General features: G+C 71.5%; 11 protein-coding genes and 1 pseudogene. 7 read left to right on the top strand and 5 right to left on the bottom strand.

Annotation, left to right across the window (positions count from 1 at the left end; all coding sequences use genetic code 11):
• Positions 1–59: 59 nt before the first annotated feature.
• Positions 60–924 (bottom strand): annotated as a pseudogene (locus IE136_RS36800) (Tn3 family transposase); the annotation flags it as partial.
• 41 nt (positions 925–965) lie between these two features.
• A complete protein-coding gene (locus IE136_RS36795) occupies positions 966–1,349 on the bottom strand; it encodes a DUF4158 domain-containing protein (RefSeq protein WP_189601552.1) in 384 nt (127 codons plus the stop codon).
• Positions 1,350–1,992: 643 nt separating this feature from the next.
• On the opposite strand from IE136_RS36795, the gene IE136_RS25935 reads away from it, so the two are divergent.
• The 5 genes from IE136_RS25935 to IE136_RS25915 all read left to right on the top strand — a co-directional run bounded on the left by IE136_RS25935 (position 1,993) and on the right by IE136_RS25915 (position 6,328).
• Positions 1,993–2,622, top strand: coding sequence for a hypothetical protein (locus IE136_RS25935; protein ID WP_229819153.1), 630 nt, complete (start codon positions 1,993–1,995; stop codon positions 2,620–2,622).
• Between the two features lie 135 nt (positions 2,623–2,757).
• Complete coding sequence (locus IE136_RS25930; RefSeq protein WP_158983926.1) at positions 2,758–3,042, top strand: hypothetical protein; 285 nt, start codon at positions 2,758–2,760, stop codon at positions 3,040–3,042.
• Between the two features lie 969 nt (positions 3,043–4,011).
• Positions 4,012–4,500, top strand: coding sequence for a hypothetical protein (locus IE136_RS25925; RefSeq protein ID WP_189601551.1), 489 nt, complete (start codon positions 4,012–4,014; stop codon positions 4,498–4,500).
• Between the two features lie 433 nt (positions 4,501–4,933).
• Positions 4,934–5,449, top strand: coding sequence for a M23 family metallopeptidase (locus IE136_RS25920; RefSeq protein WP_158983930.1), 516 nt, complete (start codon positions 4,934–4,936; stop codon positions 5,447–5,449).
• A 336-nt stretch (positions 5,450–5,785) separates the two neighbouring features.
• Positions 5,786–6,328 (top strand): VanZ family protein, encoded by a 543-nt coding sequence (locus IE136_RS25915; protein WP_373309137.1) that lies wholly within the window; start codon positions 5,786–5,788, stop codon positions 6,326–6,328.
• Positions 6,329–6,458: 130 nt separating this feature from the next.
• Here IE136_RS25915 and IE136_RS25910 read toward each other — a convergent pair whose 3' ends face one another.
• Both IE136_RS25910 and IE136_RS25905 read right to left on the bottom strand, forming a co-directional pair.
• On the bottom strand, positions 6,459–8,528 hold the full coding sequence (locus IE136_RS25910) for a hypothetical protein (RefSeq protein WP_189601549.1): 2,070 nt from the start codon (positions 8,526–8,528) through the stop codon (positions 6,459–6,461).
• A 192-nt stretch (positions 8,529–8,720) separates the two neighbouring features.
• The gene (locus tag IE136_RS25905; protein WP_189601548.1) at positions 8,721–9,719 is read right to left on the bottom strand and encodes a sensor histidine kinase; all 999 of its coding nucleotides are present in this window, start codon (positions 9,717–9,719) and stop codon (positions 8,721–8,723) included.
• 675 nt (positions 9,720–10,394) lie between these two features.
• Between IE136_RS25905 and IE136_RS25900 the strand changes: the two genes are divergently transcribed.
• Positions 10,395–11,795 carry an APC family permease gene (locus IE136_RS25900; protein WP_189601547.1) on the top strand — a complete coding sequence of 467 codons (1,401 nt, stop codon included), beginning with the start codon at positions 10,395–10,397 and terminating at the stop codon, positions 11,793–11,795.
• 466 nt (positions 11,796–12,261) lie between these two features.
• Here IE136_RS25900 and IE136_RS25895 read toward each other — a convergent pair whose 3' ends face one another.
• On the bottom strand, positions 12,262–15,783 hold the full coding sequence (locus tag IE136_RS25895) for a hypothetical protein (RefSeq protein WP_189601546.1): 3,522 nt from the start codon (positions 15,781–15,783) through the stop codon (positions 12,262–12,264).
• Positions 15,784–16,155: 372 nt separating this feature from the next.
• Here IE136_RS25895 and IE136_RS25890 point away from each other — a divergent pair, with 372 nt between their 5' ends.
• Positions 16,156–18,546 carry a bifunctional serine/threonine-protein kinase/ABC transporter substrate-binding protein gene (locus tag IE136_RS25890; protein ID WP_189601545.1) on the top strand — a complete coding sequence of 797 codons (2,391 nt, stop codon included), beginning with the start codon at positions 16,156–16,158 and terminating at the stop codon, positions 18,544–18,546.
• The last annotated feature ends 114 nt before the right edge of the window (positions 18,547–18,660 follow it).

The following is an 18,660-nucleotide window of genomic DNA, read 5'->3' as shown; positions in this document are numbered from 1 at the left end:
CCGCGGGTGAAGCGGCGCAGCACCTGCTCGGCCTCAGCGGTGCCCAGACGTGGGGCGGTGGTGTATTTGACGATCTGGTCGTACTGCTGGCGGATCAGGTCCCAGTCGATCGTCTTGGTCGACAGCACCGGCGCCAGGTGCGGCCACTTCTCGTCCTGACCGGCCGCTGGCCGGTACAGCCGCGCTGAGCCGACGTTCTTCAGCCTCGGGAGCAGGTTGAAGCCGAGCATGTGGGCGAAGGCGAAGCCGACGACGGAGGCGCCGTGTGTGTCGGTGTACTGCCGGTCGATCTCCACGTCCGTGCAGTGCCGAGCACGCCCTCGATCATCGCGGCGACCTCGGAGGCCGAGCAGGACTCGAGCTGGCTGTAGACGCACAGCGACTTCTTCTCGACGTGCCAGTAGATCATCACCCCGGGCCCGCGGTACCGCTGGTGCCACTCGGTCATGAAGTTGCTGGACCAGGAGCCGAACTTCTTGGAGTCGCTCGCGCACGCGGTGCCCTCGCCCCACCACGCGCATCGCGGGCGGCGAAGGTGGCGTTGACCAGCCGCACCAGCGACGCGCGCAGGTTGGTCCGGTTGACGAACAGGTGCCGTACCCGGCGCAGGACGGCCTCGCTCTCGCCGTGCTTGCCGGTGACCGCGACCCGCTTGATGCCCATGTTCGTGCCCAGCGCGAACAGCACCAGCAGCAGCCGGCGCCGCAGTACCGCCTTCGGGACCGCCTCCCTGGTGGCGACCGAGGTGAACTCGCCGGTGAAGCCGGTGGCGAAGTCGGCCTCCTTGAGGATGTCAATCAGGTCGATGGTGCCCCAGCGGCGTTCGATCTCCGCCTTCAGGGCGACGAGGTTCTCCGGTTCCTCCTGCTTGCCCAGCGGTGAGACCTTGATCCACGGCTCGCCCTGCTTTCTGACGATGTCCACCCCGCCCGTGGTGCCCAGCTCCAGCGCGGTGTCGAAGCGGGTCAGGGCCTCGCGCAGCCGCTTCTGTAGGGCCTCGATGAACTTCTCCGGGTCCTGCGGCCGGCGGATCGCGTCGTAGTGCACATCGCGGTTGTCCTCGAAGTCCGGCGGCAGATCGTCCTCCGGGTTCCGCCACCGGTTCGCCCCCGGCACCCAGATCTCCCGCCGCCGCAGAGCGTCCCGCAGACCTGCTGGGCGCCGTACGACACCGCCGACACCGGGATCTCCCCGGCGTCCTCCGGGAACCGGGCCTCCACCTCGAAGAACTTCAGCAACAGCGCGAACCCCAACCGGTTTGCCCCTGACTTGTTCCGCAGCCGCTCCTGGTCCTCCTCCAGCAGCGTCCAGACCTCGATCAGGTCCTCCGGCTCCCACTCTTGCCGCACCCCGCGCTCCCTCCGGTCGTCATGACCGGACCAACCTCGCCGAGCACGGCCCCCGATGAGCCCAGAAGATTAAAAACGCTGACAAGCACCCCCAGATCCGCTACAGAGAGCTACTTGTCACTTCGCCGTAGCTTCGGGAGAACAGGGCCGTGTCCGGCGGCATCGGAAGCACAGTGGCCGCGGAAGCGTCAGACCTGACGCGGTCAACAGCGGAACAGCGCTCGGCCGGCTGATGGACGGTGCGGCCGCCGGAGAGGCGCGGCGCCGCGGCGCCTCGAAGGAGAGCTGGTCTCCCGGCCGCACGACCACGTCGCCGTCGAGGACCGGGCCGTGCGGCGATGTTTCGCCGCGGTGACGCGGTCGGGGCTGCCGCGCGGCGGCCGCGGCAGCGTCGTCCCGCCCCGGCGGGGCGGGACGAACAGCAGGTCTGGTATTCGTCGGACCCTTCGCCGCCGCGGTCGCACTCGAACCGGGCCCGTCACTGCGTGGTGAGCACACAGGCTCGGCGGCCTTGGCCTCCGGCCCCCCCTGACCGGGGAGATGTTCGCCCATGTGGCAGTCTCCTGTGGCCGACGACCTCGGCCGCCCTGAAGCTGGCTGCGGTGCCCTTGCGAGTGCAGGGACGTAGCTGGAAGGAACTCAGATGTCGGAACGCAACACGGTTATGCGCAGTCTGCATGACATCGGTTTGGCGGCTTGGTTCGGGGGCTCTCTGATGGGAGCGGTCGGACTGAACAAGGCGGCGGGCAACGTCGTGGAAGAGCCTGCTCTCGCCTCACGGATCGCCAGTGCCGGGTGGGCCGCCTGGACACCGGTGAACGCGGCCGCGATCGGCGCGCATCTGGTCGGTGGGGCCGCACTTCTGGGCGCCAACAGCGCGCGGGTGGCCTACCAGAGCGGTGTCGGCGCCTCCACCGTCGCCAAGACGGTTCTCACCGGAGTGGCGCTCGCCGCCACCGCCTACAGCCGTGTGCTCGGCAAGAAGGTCGAACTCGCCTCGTCGCCGGACGCCGGGGATCAAGAGGCGGCCGCCGGCCATCCTGTGGAACTGGAGCAGGCACAGCGTCACCTTGCGATGCTGCAGTGGGCCGTACCGGCTCTGACCGCCGGGGTGCTGGTACTCAACGCCCTGCACGGAGAGCAGCAGCGCCCTGAGCAGCAAAAGGCGGGAATGCTGCGCCGGGCCACCTCGCCCCTGGCCATGGCGGGCGGAACGGGTATGGCCGCCGTACGCCGGGCCACCCACCACGGCGCGACGACGGGCCACTGCTGAGCTCTCCGGCAAGACCAGGGAAACGCCGGACCGACCCTCCGCGCATCCCGAACGGCTGCGCCGTCAGCTTCCCGCCGGCCCGTGGACTCCCAGTCCGCTGTCCACACCCTTCATCATCACGCGAGGAGAGATGCCATGCCCAGAGCTGCCACGACCAAGGTGACGCAACCCGTCACGGACGACAGCATCAAGGTGCGCCAACTCAGCCACTACCAGTTCAGCTGGGTTGCCGGTGAGCCCGCTGCCCGAGGCACCCTCACCCTGCAACTCGTACTGGACGAAGGCGCCTGGGAAGAGGTGCTGACCCTCGACACCGACGACGCCGACGTCCTCCAGGACCTCCTGCGCAGCACACCGACCGTGCACTACGACGTCAGCCGTCGCACCCTGATGTTCGGCGTCACCGCCGTCGGCAGCTGAACGCGGACTCGCAGCCGGATCTCGGACAGGCGCGGCTACCCGCGCCATGACTACGCCGGCTCCACGCGCCCTGCCCGCACCGCATCCGCGCGCCGCCAGACGGAGGAGCAAGTGTCCGCTGCGCGCGTCGGGTGTGCGGGCAGGTGTTCACCGGCAACACCGCGTTCACCGCGGACTGTCGTGATCACCTGGTTCACCGCTCCTACCGCCCCGACCGTTGCCTTTCCCCTTCCTCACTGACGCGGCGAGCAGGCCGTGGCTGGACCACCGCCTCGCCAGGTACTCACACGCGCCGCACGACGCGGGAGACACGCAGTGTGGCGGACGGTCAGGGGCCCGCAGCGGCGAGCGGTCACAACAAGTGAACGTGATCATGAGCAGCAGGCCGCCCACCTGGCCGGCCACCCGTTCCGCCGACGCCCCGTCGCCATCGGGAAAGCGGAAGGCGGTCATGCTGGACCGTCGCGCGGCAACCTCCGCCGCCGTATCCCGGTCTGCTGTCATCGGCGGACTCCCGCTCCGGCCTGCCCCCCCCCACCGGCGTTCCGTCTGCCCCCGGCTTCCCCCGGTCGACCCGCGCGGCGTCCGACCGGGGTGACCGTACGCGGCCCTGTGCTCGATGCGGTCCCCGATGCCTGGGCCGAAATCATCGCGCCCCAGGTCATGGCGGCGATCCGGCGCGACGAAGGCAGCACCGGTTGGGCACCACTACACGTACGAAGGCCCCGGACGGTGACAGGCTCTCGATTCTGCGACGCCGGGCGCCTGTAGCCGCCCGCAGAGCGAGCACCGGTTGGTCGAAGAACGCGCGGACGAGGCCCGGTCGCGTCCCGCCTGACCGCCCGGGTGACCTGTCGCTCGCACGTACGCCCCTGCGAGCAGGTGCCGCAACCAAATTCCGGGGCATACGTGCACACCCCCACACCCTCAGTGCCCCCATGCCGCGCACCACACCAGGAGGTAGCCGCCGTGACCGCCACCGAGAAGGAGCCCGTCGCCCTGGACGACTCGAGCGTGTACTTCCTGGAGGAGCCGCCGGACCCGACGATCGCCATCCGCGGGGCGAACGACCAGCCCTTCGTCACCATCCACCTGAACACGAGCGAGCTGACCTACGGCCCCGGCTACACCCCGGACCACGCAGCCCGATCGTTCTGGCACGCGCTGACGTTCTGGAACACCCTCGGGGCGGTCAACACGGACGACGCACCCCGCCAGGGACGCCTGGCCCTCCTCGCGGACCAGCTCTGCCGCTCGTACACGTACGGCGTCGGCCTGGCCGAGCTCGAGAAGACGAACCCGGGGGGAGCCGAGGCGCACCGTAAGGCCGCTGAGCGCCTGCTGCCGTGGCTGAGGCAGGCCCCGGAGCAGGAGGTGAAGGCGGCGTTCGACCGTGGCTGGGCGAAGGGCCGGGAGAGCGCCATGAAGAATCCGCGGCGCGTGGGCGAGGAGCGGTGAGCATGAGCCGGCCCGGGTGACGTGGGTGTCACCCGGGCCGGGTCGGCCGCAGCGGCGGGAGGGCCGCTGACGCACCATGGCCGGGGCAAGGGAGCCGCCGAACCGCGCGGGGCCCACAGCAAGGGGGATGCCGCACGGGCGGGGAGGATGGCGAAGCTCCGTCTCCGCCCTGGCCGTCGCCCCGACGGGGGCAACAAACATTCGGCGCAGGCCGAAGCGCGCTGTACCGAGGGGCAGGGGGCGGTTGGCCACGTGCGCCACAGGAGGGGCTACCTCCAGCCGCTTCCCCCCGCCCACGGCAGAACTTGCTGAAAGTTTCTGCAACAGCCTTGTTGAATGGGGTGGTTGGTGCCAGTGTTGTCCGGTCTGGATCAGACCCTCAACGGGAGGCGCAGTGCGCAACGCGAGACGAATTCTCCTCAGATTCGGCGCCATGGCGAGCTCAGCACTCACGGTCGCAGGCATCGGCCTCATAGCAGCCCCTCCGGCCGCGGCCGTCGACTACTACTACGAACTTCCCTACCCGTCGGGCGAGTCCTATCTCGTCACCCAAGGTCCAGAGGGCACTTACTCGCACACCGGCCCGTACAACGAGTACGCCTGGGACTTCGGGCTGCCGGCGAACTACGAGGTCTCCGCCGCGCAGGGCGGCACGGTTCTCGTCTCGGACTGGTCGCCGTACTGGCAGAACGGCATCGAGGTCATCATCCGCCACTCGAACGGCCAGTGCACTCACTACGCGCACCTGAACCGCGCGATCTACAACACGGGCGACTGGGTCCCGCAGGGCCGGATCATCGGCTGGTCGGGCGCCACCGGAGCGGCGAACGGCGCGCACCTGCACTTCCAGGTCATCAACTGCAACACCCGCGTCGGCATCCGGGCCACGCTCCAGGGCTGGACACCGCCCACCGGATCAAGGCCGGTGAGCGTCAACACTCGCGCCTGACACCGGCCTCGCCCCCGCCACACCCGGCGTGACGAGCGACCCGAGTGGCGGGGGCGTACCCCCACCCGCACACCTGACGCATGACCAGATCGCGGGAACACGGCCCTGCCACACGCCGGGCCCGACGCTCCCGAACGGCGTGGGACGAGTCTGCCTTCTCGGCCGAAACAAGGCCGCCGGACCTTCGCGTGATCGCGACGCCTTCCTTCGCCCGACCGGCGATGCAGCTCTGGGCGGACGCGGCCAGACTGCGCCACCTGCACCCACAAGTAACGGACAGGGCAGAACATGTGACAGATCGTCCTATATGTCAACACGCTTAGTGTTTCACTTTTCGTGCTCGTCGCTGCCCTGGCGTCCGTACTCTTGACGAGGTGGACTGCCTCCGCCCCGGCGGAGCGCCGAAGGATCGCTTGCCTCCTGTTCTTCGCCGGCCTGGCCGTTGTGCTCGTGGCCACCATCATGCCCACCCAGTTGCCAGGGTCCGGGATCAGGTACATCTCACTGACGCCTGGTGGCGCCTTCTTCGACTCTGAGAGCGCGGGCATGTATCCGATGGAGCGGCGCATGGCTACCGCCACTTCGATCGCCAATGCTGCCATGTTTGTACCGCTTGCGATCTTCTGGTACGCGGCAGCGAAGAGGTCCTCTGGACGACGAGTCCTGGTCGGGGGCCTCTCTCTGAGCGTGGGGATCGAAATCGTGCAACTCATCATGAACGCTGGACGCGTTGTGGACATCGACGATGTCCTCTTCAACACCACCGGGGCGCTTGTCGGGGTGCTCGTGGCTGGCGCGTCAGCGCGTTGGGGCGGTAAGGGCCCGAAGGGCGGGCGGCACAGAGTCGATCCCTCCGAGGGTGCAGTCGCTCGCACGTAGACAGGTGGGTACGCCTACCGGGCTGACCTGACGGTCGAAGGCCCGGACGCCTACCAGGACTGACGCCGAGGCTTGCGTCGCTGAGGAAGCACACAGCTAGCACCACATCGGACCGTTGCCGGATGCGGCACTAGCTGTCGGCGCGCTGGTCGATCCAGGCCAGGGCCGCCGCGCGTTCGGCCTCGGTCGGGGCGGGCCTCAGCTGGTCCGGGTAGCGGACGAGGTAGTGCTCACGGGCGGTCCTCAGGCCGACTGCGCGGGCCTCGGTAGAGAGGCCGGGGTGCTCGGCGACCTCCAGGGCGCGCTGCCACCAGCTTCTGCTGCGTGTGTCCACGGCGTAGTGCCACAACGGCTGCCCGGGGTCGGCCACGCCGATCAGCACCCGGTGCAGGACGTGGTCGCGGATGCCGGGGGTGCCGAGCAGCCGGTCGGCCACGAGCAGCGGGGGCTCGCCGTCGAGACGGGCCCGGACCAGCACCCAGGTCATCAACTGGCCCACGTCGTGGGCGGGCGAGGTGACGAAGTCCCACAGCTCGGCGGCTTTGGCCTCGTCGGGCGCGCCGAGGTGGGTGAGGAGCCGCAGCTCGTCCTTCCAGAGCGGCCGGGCCCCGTTCCACCAGGAGACCAGCTTTCCCGCGGCCGGATGATCCAGGTCGAGGGCGAGACAGGTCAGGGTGACGAGCGGGTGGCGCCACTCGGTGTACGTGGTCCGGTACTTCTTGGTGAGGTCCTTCAGCCGGCGTGGCAGCAGCGCCTCGACATCGGACTCCGTGGCCAGGCCGTGGGCGAGGAGGAGTTCGAGGCAGAAACCTAGCCCCCGCAGACCGGTCCTCGGGTCGGCCACCTGCTCCCGCAGCCACCGCACGTCGGCGTCGGTGAGCGTCCGGAACCGGTGCCACGCGTCACCCAGCCTGCTGTCGGAGGCGGTGAGATCGGGCCCGGTCGTGGACAGGAGCCCGTCGCGGACGGCCTCGTAGCGGGCCACTGCGGCCAGCACGTCGGCGGGGTCGAGGCCGGTGAACACGGTCTGTCCGGGCCGGAGCGCCTCCTCCCGTACGTGGTCCACCCGGTCGCGGGCCGCATCCGCGGAAAGGACGCGCAGAGCGCGCGGCAGCCTTTCGTCGGTCGCGAAGCGGACCGCCGCGAGGCCTGCGTAGGACCGGCCGGCGTGGTGGTTCGCCCCTGTCTCCCGGCGCCAGTCGGCCGTGACGGCCTCGATCAGCGCGTCGCGCAGCCCGTGCAGTGAGGTCTTCGGCAGGTCGTGCGCGGCCAGTTCCGCCGCGAGGGCGGCCGCGGCCTGTACCGCGTCAGGCTCGTGGAGCGACCGGTGCAGCGCCAGCCAGGCATGGACCGTGACGCGGGAGCCCGCGAGCGCGACCCCCCGCACGACGGCCAGGCCCCGCTCGGACGGCACCCGGGACAGGACACCGGCCGCCCGGGAACCGAGGGTGCCGACGATCTCCCACGCCTCCTCGTGGCCGTGGCGCAGCAGCGCGTGGAACAGCTCCTCCCAGGCGCCCCACTCCGTGAGCCGTCCCTCGTACTCCTCGCGCCAGGCGCGCAGCAGCCGCTCCGTCTCGTCGCGGGTGAGCCCGTCCCGCCGCTCGAGCGAGACCGCGAACCGGGTCGCGGCGGACAGATCCAGGGGGCCGCGCAGCCGTTCGTGGAGCCACGCGGCTTCGACGGCGGACAGCGGCCGGTACCCGAGGGAAGGAGCGGTGCGGTCCACCGGCTCGTCGAGCGCGTCGAGGAACTGCCGTACGCCGTCGGGGTCCGTGGGGTCCGGCAGGCCCGCGTCGTCCCGGTGGGTGATCCGGTCCAGCCGGAAGGCGCCCCGCGGTCCGCCGTCCACGACCCGGAAACCGGCCGGCCCCTCGCCGAGCCCGGCGGCGACGGCGGTGTGGTCGCCGCCCCAGTGCAGCAGCAGTTCGCCCCTCAGAGCGCCGGCGCGGTCGAAGGCCCGCCCGTGGGACTGCCAGTGCCAGTACGCGAAGGAGACGGGGTCGGTGAGCCCCCGCGCCGCGTGCAGTTCGGCGGCGTCCTCGTGGCCGTCGGACTGGGTGTAGCGGTCCCGGTTCGGCGGCGGAAGCACGAGGAACTTGTCGCCGCCGAGCCCCTGCCACCAAGCCGTGACCACGGCGAGGTCCGAACGTCTCCGCTCCGTTCGGCGGCCGTCCGGCGCGGTGTCGGCGTTCTTCACGTGCTGCTCCTGTGGCTCCGCGGGATACCCCCGCAGACGGCTCTTCCGTCCGCGACCCACCCTGTCACGAGGATCGGACACCCCCTTCGTCCCCGGTGGTCAGCCGCCGGCTACCTGATGGTCGCGTGGCGCCGCGGACTCGCGAGGTGATCTGCGAGAAGCGCCCTGGGGGGGCCCGCTCGGGCACGATGCCTACGGCGTGCCGGGAAGCCGGACCGTGACAACGAGACCGCCGGCGGGGCGGGGGACGAGGTCGAGAGTCCCGTCATGGGCGCGGACGATGCTGTGCACGATGGCCAGGCCGAGGCCGACGCCGGCGTGCTCGTCGGTGCGTACGCGTTCCGTTCCGCGCTGGAAGGGTTCGGTGAGAGTCGGTACCCGTTCCGGTGGGAGCGGGTGCCCCGTGTTCTCGACCCGCAGCACGCTCGTGTCGCCCTGCGTTTCGGTGTGGACTGCCAGGGTGCCGTGGGCGGGGAGGTTGTGGACGATGGCGTTCTGGACGAGGTTCGTCACCATGCGCAGCAGGAGCTCCGCGGAGCCGCTGGTCTGGGCCGCCCCGCCGGTGACGTCGAGGGTGATCCGGCGCTGTTCGGCGAGGGGAAGCAGCGTTTCGGCGGCTTCCTCGGCGACGAGGGAAAGGTCGACGCTCTCACGGGTGAAGTTTCCGCGGTCGCCGCGGCTGAGCAGCAGGAGGGCTTCGGTGAGGGCGATCGCACGCGTATTGACAGCGTGCAGGCGTTCGATGAGTTCGCCCCGGTCACGCGCGGGGTCCTTGCGGACGACGTCGAGGAGCGTCCGCGAGATCGCCAGGGGGGTGCGCAGCTCGTGGGAGGCGTTCGCGGCGAACCTCTGCTGCTCTGCGACGTGGGACTCGAGTTGTTCGAGCATCGAGTCGAACGCATCGGAGAGTTCACGGAATTCGTCCTGCCGGCCCTTCATGTGGATCCGGTGGGACAGCGATCCGTTCCCGGCCCTCCGTGCCGCGGCCGTGATCTGTGTGAGTGGTGCGAGCATCCGGCCGGCGAGGGCCCATCCTCCGACGAGGCCGAACCCGAGCAGGAAGACCATCGCCACGGCAGCGGCGGGGGCGAAGGTGCGCACAAGGAGGTAGCGGTTGGCGCCCGCAGCGGTACCAGGCTCACCCGGCCGGGGACGGTGCCCGCCCCGGCGCCCGGCATCATGGTCATCCATATGAACGGCACCGTCCCGTGGACCATGCCCACCTCGGCCAGCGACTTCCGCCACGCCGCTGTGACGCCCGTGGCACGCCGACGGTGCGCCACAGCCCACACCACCAGCACGGCCAACGGCAGCGCCGACAACGTGATCAGCACCACACCGTTGAACGTGTCGAAGCAGCCGTGCCACCGCCCGGCCATGCACATCGGAGCAGCCATCATGAGTGGCCGCCGCAGGACGAACGCGGCGCTCGCCAGGCCGAGGATCGCCAGGCTGAGGAGCACCATCCGGCGCGTGCGGCGGGGCGGTGCTGTCAGGGACGCGTGGTGGCTCATTCCCCCATTGGAGACGGAGAGCCGTTGCGATGGCGTATGCGATTTTCGATACGCCCGCGATACGCGCAATCCTCGACGTCGAGGAACTGGCGCAAGCCGGCACGTAAATGGTCCCGCCGCTGGAGATGGCGCCGACCCAGCCCTGCAGGTGCCGGACGACTCGTCCGTGGACATCGCCGCCGAGCATCCAGGACGAGCGCGCTGTCCCCGAGAACCGGGCCGCCCCGCTCGACCGGTTTGCTGCGCCGGCCGGCCCACTGCTCAGGAGCGCCGCGATCCGGCTCGTCCAGCTCCAGGGGGGAGTGCTGGTGGCAGTAGTGTGCTTCCGGCCGTCCAGGGGATACGAGCCCACATGTCGACAGCTGAAGCTGCACCCCCGACGGCCGCGACCGAGCCTTCTCTCCAGCGGGCCCTCACCACTCCCCTGCTCTTCTTCTTCATCCTCGGAGACGTCCTCGGCGCCGGTGTCTACGTCTTGATCGGCCAGGTCGCCGCCGACGCGGGCGGCGCCGTGTGGGTGCCCCTCGTCGTCGCCCTCCTGCTGGCTCTGCTGACCGCCGCCTCCTACGCGGAGCTGGCGACGAAGTACCCGAGGGCCGGTGGGGCCTCCCACTACGCCACACGGGCGTTCGGTCCGGTCGTCGGCTTCGTCGCCGGATTCTGCATGCTCGCCGCGGGAGTCGTCTCGGTCGCGGCACTCGCCCGAGGTTTCGGCGGCGCCTATCTGTCGGCGTTCGTGACGCTGCCCGTCGGATTGGTCGCCGTCGTCTTCCTGGCCGCTCTCGCACTGGTCAACGCGAGAGGCATCAAGGAATCGACTCGTGTGAACGTCGTCGCCACCGTCATCGAGGTCGGAGGCCTCGCCGTCGTCGTCGGCCTGGGCGTCTGGCTGCTGGTGCGTGGCGAAGGCGATCCGAGCCGCCTCACCCAGCTCGGCACCTCGGAGAAGGGCGCTGCCACCGCTGTCCTGAGCGGTTGCGTGCTGGCGTACTACTCCTTCGTCGGCTTCGAGACGTCGGTGAACGTCGCCGAGGAGACCCGAAACCCACGACGCTCCTATCCGCGAGCGTTGTTCGGCGCGCTCGCGACGGCGGGCGCGGTATACGTGCTCGTCGGAATCGCGGCCTCCGTCGCCGTGCCGACCGACAGGCTCGCCGAGTCGAGCGGTCCACTGCTCGAAGTCGTCAAGGCGGCGGGCGGCGTTCCGACATGGCTGTTCAGCGCCGTCGCACTCGTCGCCGTCGCCAACGGCGCGCTGCTCACCGGCATCATGTCGTCCCGCCTCGCCTATGGCATGGCGCGTGACGGGCTGCTGCCGAGCGGACTGACCAAGGTGCTGCCCGGCCGCCGTACGCCCTGGGTCGCGATCGCGGCCACCACCGGGCTGGCGATGCTCCTCGCGCTGACCGGCGGTGTCGCCGAACTGGCCTCCACACTCGTCCTGCTGCTCCTTGTGGTGTTCCTCATCGTCAACACCGCGGTCCTCGTCCTGCGTCGGGACGCGGGCGAGACCGACCACTTTCGGGCTCCGACCGCGATCCCCGTCCTGGGCGTGGTCTCTTGTGTCGTGCTCGCCACACAGATCGAGGCTCTGGTGTGGCTTCGCGGTCTCATGGTGATCGCGGCCGGTGTGGTGCTCGCGGCGGTCGCCGCCAGGAGGCGGGTCAAGGCCACCGGCGCGAGGCGGGGTGAAGTTGTCGGCACGAGCGGCTCGGACGAGGCGCCGGGCGCGGGTACGGCTGAAAAGAAGTAGGCCGTCGGTCGAAATTCCCACACGATCCGGACCGCGCGGTGCCGTCCGGTCGTCAGTGTGGGGCGCCGGAGCAAGCCGACCACCTTCCCAGGGCCGCAGCCTTCCAGGCACGTCCGAAGGAGCGTCTCACTGCGCCGTGCGGCTGACGTCCTGGGCAGCGCTCGCGGCGGCCGCCTCGACAAGCTCCCTCCGGCATCCGAAGGGCCGGAAGGGCATGTTCACGCTGTACAGGGCAGCCTGGTGACGTACCGCGTCGACCATGTCACCTGTCCCAGGCCGCACCCGGGGTGCCGTCTCCTCACCGCATCGGGTCGGCGTGGTTCCCCGGCGGGCCACCGCCTTCGAGAACCGCGCCGAGGGGCGGCGGCTCCGGGACGCCGGGCCGGCGGTGGCCGAGGGCGGTGCCGTCTGCGGCATCTTCTTCCCGCAGGCGACGCTCTCTGTCTCGATCTCGATCGCCTTGGGTTCAGCTTCCGCCCAGGACCGTGGCGTACGCCGCCTCACGGACTTCCTGCTCGGGGTGGCGGCGCAGTTCGACAACGGCCGCGCGGCAGCTCTCCGGCCAGTTCTGGCGGGTTCCGAGGGCCGTGGCGAGGCCGACGGCGAGGAGGCCTTCCACGAGGCCGCCGTCGCTGCTCAGGGCACCCACCACTTCGAGGGCGGCGGCGGGGCCGGCAAGCGGGTTGCCGTACCGGTGTGCTTCCTCCACGTCCTCGGCCACGCGGGCCCCGAGGACGGCGCGACCCTCGATCGCAGCGGTCAGTTCGCCGAGCGAGAGCAGCAGGTCGGGCGCGGCAGCCTCCAGGTCGATCGCCCGTACGAGGAGGGCGGTGCGGATGGCGGTGACTGCCGGTTCGGCCGCCAGCCGCCGGGCCAGGGCCGCGCACATCCGGTGGTCACGGATCGACGAACCGATGAGGGATTCCAGACGACGGCGTGCCGGTAGATCCTTGCCGCGCACGCCGCCGCCCACCTCTTCGCCGGCAGCGATGAACGCCAGAAGCCGGCCCACGACGTCGTGGAGAAGGCTGCCGGGCTCCACGCCGCCGATCGGGTGGGGAAGTTCGGACTGGGCCAGCTCCGTCAGCCCGTAGCCCGCCCGCCACACACTCAGTGGCGAGGTGAGGTCGGTGTAGACGTCAGCCAGTGCCGTGCCGGCCGCCGGCGTGTACTGCGCCCAGTCGCGGAGGTTGAACAGAGCCTGCTCCGCCGTCTGTTCCTCGGCCACGAAGGGCAGTCGGGCGACGAGCTCCCCGAACCGCGTCCGATGGGCCGGGGCCAGATCCGCCGGAGTCACGTCCAGGAGCGTGCGCCGGGCGGCATCCGGCCCGTCGCTGGCCGCCGACTCCAACAGGGCCCACATCTCCTCGTCCGGCAGCAGCGTCGTGGCGAGACCGACCACGGTGGCGTGGACGTCCGGATGGACGCCCGGGGTGCTGCCCACGGTGGACAGGAGCGCGGCGGCGGCGCGCGGGGGCAGGTGGCGGGCGGCGAGCCGGGCGGCCGCCTTCCTGACGGTGACCTTCACCCCGCTCTCGCGGGTCAGCACATCACGGAGCAGGGCCGCGACCTGGGTGGGCCGGGCGTGGGCGGCGGCGCGGGCGGCGGCGGACCAGGCGGCCGCGGCCCGGTCGTCACCGGCGTGGTCGAGCAGGGCGCCGAGGGCGGAGGCCGGGTCGTCCGTATGGGCGGCCGCGTCCAGAGCCGCTGCCGTGAGAACGGACTCGGCATGGCCGGAGGTGGACGTCGCGGTGTCGCCGGAACCGGCTACGGGCTCGGTCGGCAGGGCGGCGGTGTACCGCTGGAGCAGGGCCCTCCCGTGCTCCGGCACCCGGGCCACCGCACGGAGCAGCGCCGCACGTTCGTCGAGACCCCGACCGGGATCGGCGCTGACGGCCGCGGCCAGCCGGACCGCGGACTCCTGCTGCCGGGGCAGCCACCGGTCGGCGTACCGGAAGGGGGGAAGCGGCCGGGGAGCGCCCGCCGAAGGGAAACGGCCGCCCGGGGTCGGGACTTCGGGCAGGGCCCGGTCCAGCAGGTCGGTGCGCTCCGCTGCGAGTACGGCGAGCACCTGAGGCAGGAAGACCGCGGACGGCTCCCGTGCCAGCAGCTCGCCCACCCGGTCCCCCCGGGTCGCGCGGTCGGCCAGCCAGGCCGCGGCGACCTCACCGAAGACCCCGTCCGGGCAGGTGCGCAGAGCCTGTTCGAGGCGGTCCTGGAGTTCCGGGATCCGGTACGCGCGGTGTCCGCAGGACCGGACCAGCGCGAGCAGGGGGCCGACGTCACCGCGGACGGCGGCCCGGTCCAGCCAGGGGCCGACTGCTTGGAGCAGGGCCCGTACCCCGTCGCCGCGCACCGTGCTGCCCAGACGGCCGAGTTCCACCGTTCCGGTGTGAGCGGTCAGCGCCTCCATGAGGCGTACGGCCGTGCGCAGCGCGTCGGCGCCAACGGCACCCGCAGGTGCGTCCGTGGGCGGGGCCGCACCGTCGGCTGCGGCCCCGCCCACGGACGTGGCGAGCAGGGTCACGGCCAGGGTCCGAATGGTGTCCCGGGTCCCGGGTGAACAGTCCCGGGCGCCCAGGGCGTCCAGGCACAGCCGTTCCAGAGATTCGGCCCCGGTACGGCGCCCGGCGCCCGCGCCGGCCCCGAGGGCTGCCACGAACAGTTCTGCCGGCAGGTCGGCGAAGGCGGACAGGGCCTCCCCGCGTACGGGGTCGCGCTCGTTGGTCAGTCGGTCGGCGGCCAGCGCGAGGATTTCCGCGACTTGCTCCGGATCACGGGTGTGGCCGGCGTTGACGGTCAGCCGGTCCCAGATCGTCCCGCGCTCCTCGGCGTCACCGGTACGGAGGGCGGCCAGCAGTTCGGGGCGGGCCTCGGCGGTCGGCAGCAGCGCCAGCAGGCCCCAGAGCTCCCAGACCGAGCGGCGTTCGGCGCGAAGTGTCTCGACCGCCGCACGGGCCCGGGCGTGCCGCTCGGCGGTCGGCAGCAGGGCGAGCACCCCTTCATGCACAAGGACGTTCCTGCGCGGATCGCCCGCGGTGACGACGGCGTCCACGAAGCCGGGCCGGCGCGCCGGTGGCATCGAGCGCAGCAGAGCACCGAAGGCCGTCCGGTGGAACCACCGGGCCCCGAGCATCGGCAGAGACGGCGGATCCGCCGCCACCAGCTGCCGCATGACCCCCCGGCCGGGTGTCCGTTCCCACCGCGCGGCCGCCCGGCAGGGGTCGGCGAGCCAGCACGCGACGCGCTCGGCGTCCACCGCGACGAGGTCGCCCAGCCGGTCGTGCACCGGACCGGGTAGGTCGTCGGGCCCGAACCGCTCGAGCAGATCCAGCACACGGTCCGGCGCGGCGGGCAGGGCGGCGGCGATTCCGACGGCGTGCCGCCTCCACCAGTCATGGCGCGACCGCTCGGGGAGGCCGCCGAGTTCCCGCTCCATGTGGGCGAGGACGGCGCCGGGATGGCGTACGGCCAGTGTGCTCCAGTCCTCGAACGCGAGCGCTCCGGCGAGCTCGGGCAGCATCCGCGCGGTGAACTCCGTCGAGCAGCCCGGCAGCAGCCGGGCCGCGTCCTGGTCGCCGTACTCGGTGCGCACGCGGAGCACCAGCCGCTCGGCGAGCGCGGGCCGCCGCCCGTCGCGCAACAGCCGTGCGAGGTCGGCGCGGACCACGGCGGGCGCGTCGTCGTGAGCGGCCTCGACGGCGGCGTCGGGGACGGGCAGTCGGCGGGCGCCGCGCAGCGCGTACCGGCGGACCACCGGGTCCGGGTCGCCGAGCCGAGCCATCAGGTGCCCGAGCTCCCCAGCGGTCAGGGCCGCCAGCGCGGCGAGGCGGCGCTCGTACGGGCCGAGTGCGTCCAGAGTGGTGAGCAGAGGCCGTAGTCCGCCTCGGGCGGCGAGCCGGTGAGCGGTGACGGCGGTGTACCGGAGGCGGGCGGCGTGCGGCAGGGGTTCGAGGGCGGCGAGCAGCTGGCCGGCAGTGGAGATCATCGCGGGCATTGTGTCTGATGGCGCGACCCCGTCACCATCGAATATCGGACCGGCCGCACGGACGACGCTCCGCTCCTCAGACGCTCGGACCCGCCGCCGCTCATGAGGCCTCATCGCGGTCGTCAGCACCTTGGGGACGCGTACGGCGTGCTGATCAAGCCGTGTCTCGTAAGGCGGGTCAGAAGTGGTCGCGGACCGTCTTCCGGAACTCGTCGATCGAGGCGGTGGACAGCCTGTCGCCGATCTCGTACCGCACTTGACCGGGCGTCATCCCCCACGGCCAGGCCCTGCGAGAGTGGGCGAACCGGCGGGGTGTGTGATCAAGCCATCGTTCCGTCACCGCGTCGACCCATCAGGTCCTAGAGTGTGCGCGTGACCGAGCAGAATTCCGAACTCATCGCCGGCCGGTACCGGCTGGTCGAACGCATCGGCCAGGGCGGCATGGGCCGGGTCTGGCGGGGCGTCGACCAGCAGCTCTTCGGGCGTGAGGTCGCCATCAAGGAGATCCTCTTCCCGACGGGTCTGGACGAAGGCGACCGCGCCACGCTGCTCAGACGCTTCACCGGCGAGGCCCGCGCGGCGGTCACTCTCAGCCATCCCGGGATCATCACCATCCACGACGTCGTGGAGCACCGCGGCGCCCCCGTGATCGTCATGGAGTTCATCCGGGGGCAGTCTCTCGCCGCGGCCATCCAGCGGCAGGGCCGGCTGCCCGTGCGGCGGGTGGCGGAGATCGGCTCCGCCATGCTCGACGCGCTCGCCGAGGCGCATGACGCGCGGATCGTGCACCGCGACATCAAGCCGGACAATGTGCTCCTCGCCAAGGACCGCGTCGTCCTCACCGACTTCGGCATCGCCCACCTCGCGGACGCCACGACCAAGCTCAGCCACAGCGGGATCGTCATCGGCACCCCGCAGTACATGTCACCGGAGCAGCTGGAGGGCAAGCGCCCAACGCCCGCCAACGACCTGTGGGCACTCGGCGCCACCCTCTACCACGCCGTCGAGGGGCACCCGCCGTTCCATGCCGAGGGGCTCCACGCCCTTGCCGTGGCCGTCTTCACGCGCCCCCATCGGCCGCCGACCCACGCCGGCCCGCTGGCGCCGGTGCTGGACGCGCTCCTCACCAAGGACCCGGAGCGACGCGCCGGCGCCGCCGAGGCCGCCGAGCTGCTGGCGGCGGCGCTGCGGTCCTCCCGTTCGCGGGCCGACGTCACCCCCGAGGCCGTCCTGCGCGAGTCGGAGCCGGGGGCCGCCCCGGATCCGGCGTCCGTATCGGCCGCGGTGACGGAGCAGGCCCCCACCCCGACGGAGCGGGAGGCGGAACCGCCGTCCCCGCCGCCCACGGTGAGGGACTCGGCGTCCGCCCCCGGTGCCCCCCGCCACCCCGTGCCGGACCGGCCCCCCCACCCGCCGCTCCCGCCCACGCCCGTGCCCTCGGCCGAGGACGTGGTCTCGCTCGGCGGGACGGACAGGGAGGGGCGCGACGAGGAGGCGTCCGCCCGGCGGCGCGCCCTCACCCGGCGCTCCGCCGTCCTGGGAGTCGCCGTGGCCACCCTGGCCGTCGGCTCCGTCCTGACCTGGAACCTCAAGGATGACGCACCGCCCGGCGGCAAGGCGTCCGGAAGCGGCTCCACGGCTTCCCCCGTCACAGTGGTGATCGGGGTGGACGCACCGCTCAGCGGCGACCTGGCCTCTCTGGGCGTCGGCATGAAGAACTCCGCCGACCTGGCGGCCAGGACCTCCAACCGGACCCGGCACGTACCCGGCGTGAACTTCGAGATCAAAGCTCTGGACGACGCGGCCGCTCCCGCCAAGGGCCGGCCGAACGCGACTCAGTTCATAGCCGACGACAAAGTGCTCGGCATCGTGGGCCCCCTCAACTCCGGCGTCGCCCGAACCATGGTGGAGCCGCTCGGACAGGCGAACCTGGTCAACGTGTCACCGGCCAACACCGACCCCGTGCTGACGCTGGGCCCGCACTGGGCCAAGGGCGCCAAGTCCCGCCCGTACAAGACCTATTTCCGTACCGTCGCCACGGACGTCGACCAAGGGCCGTTCGCCGCCCGGTACCTCCACGACGAGGCCGGGAAGACGAAGCTCTACGTCATCGACGACAACAGCGCCTACGGCACCAGCCTCACCCCGGGCTTCAGGGAAGAGTTCACGAAGCTCGGCGGGACGGTCGTCGGCACGGATCAAGTCGATCCTGTGGAGAGCGACTTCTCGGGCCTTGCCTCGAAGGTCCGGGCCTCCGGCGCCGACGCCGTGTACTTCGGCGGTTACCACACCGTCGCCGGGCCGCTCTCCGAGCAGCTCAAGCAGGCGGGCGTGAACATCCCCCTGATGGGCGGCGACGGCGTCTTCGACCAGCAGTTCATCACGACCAATGCGAAGGCCGAGGGCGACCTCGCCACCAACATCGGCGTACCCGCCGAGAGCCTGGCAGGAGGAGAGACCTTCCTCGCGCGGTACCGGGAGGCGGGGTACCCGGAGGCGGCCGGACCGTACGGCCCCTACGCGTACGACGCGACCTGGGCCGTCATCGAGGCGGTGAAGGCCGTAGTGGAGGCCCACGGCGGTACCCTCCCCCGAAATGCCCGGGCGCAGATGCCACAGGCCGTGGCGGGGCTCGCGTTCGACGGCGTCACGGGTCACGTGGCCTTCGACGAGTACGGCGACACCGTCAATCGCCGACTGACGGTGTACGCGGTGAAGGGCGGCAACTGGACGGCTGTGAAGAGCGGATCCCTCGACCCCTGACCGGGTCTCAGGGCAGTGCGGCGGACGGCGACCTCGGCCCGACAGCACCACGCCCTCGCCTCATCACACCAGCCCGGTCGGGGCGGCCCACCGGGCAAGATCACGGCGCGGCTC

Source organism: Streptomyces lateritius, assembly GCF_014649715.1.
Classification (GTDB): Bacteria; Actinomycetota; Actinomycetes; order Streptomycetales; family Streptomycetaceae; genus Streptomyces; species Streptomyces lateritius.
This window is presented reverse-complemented; position numbering and strand designations above follow the sequence as displayed.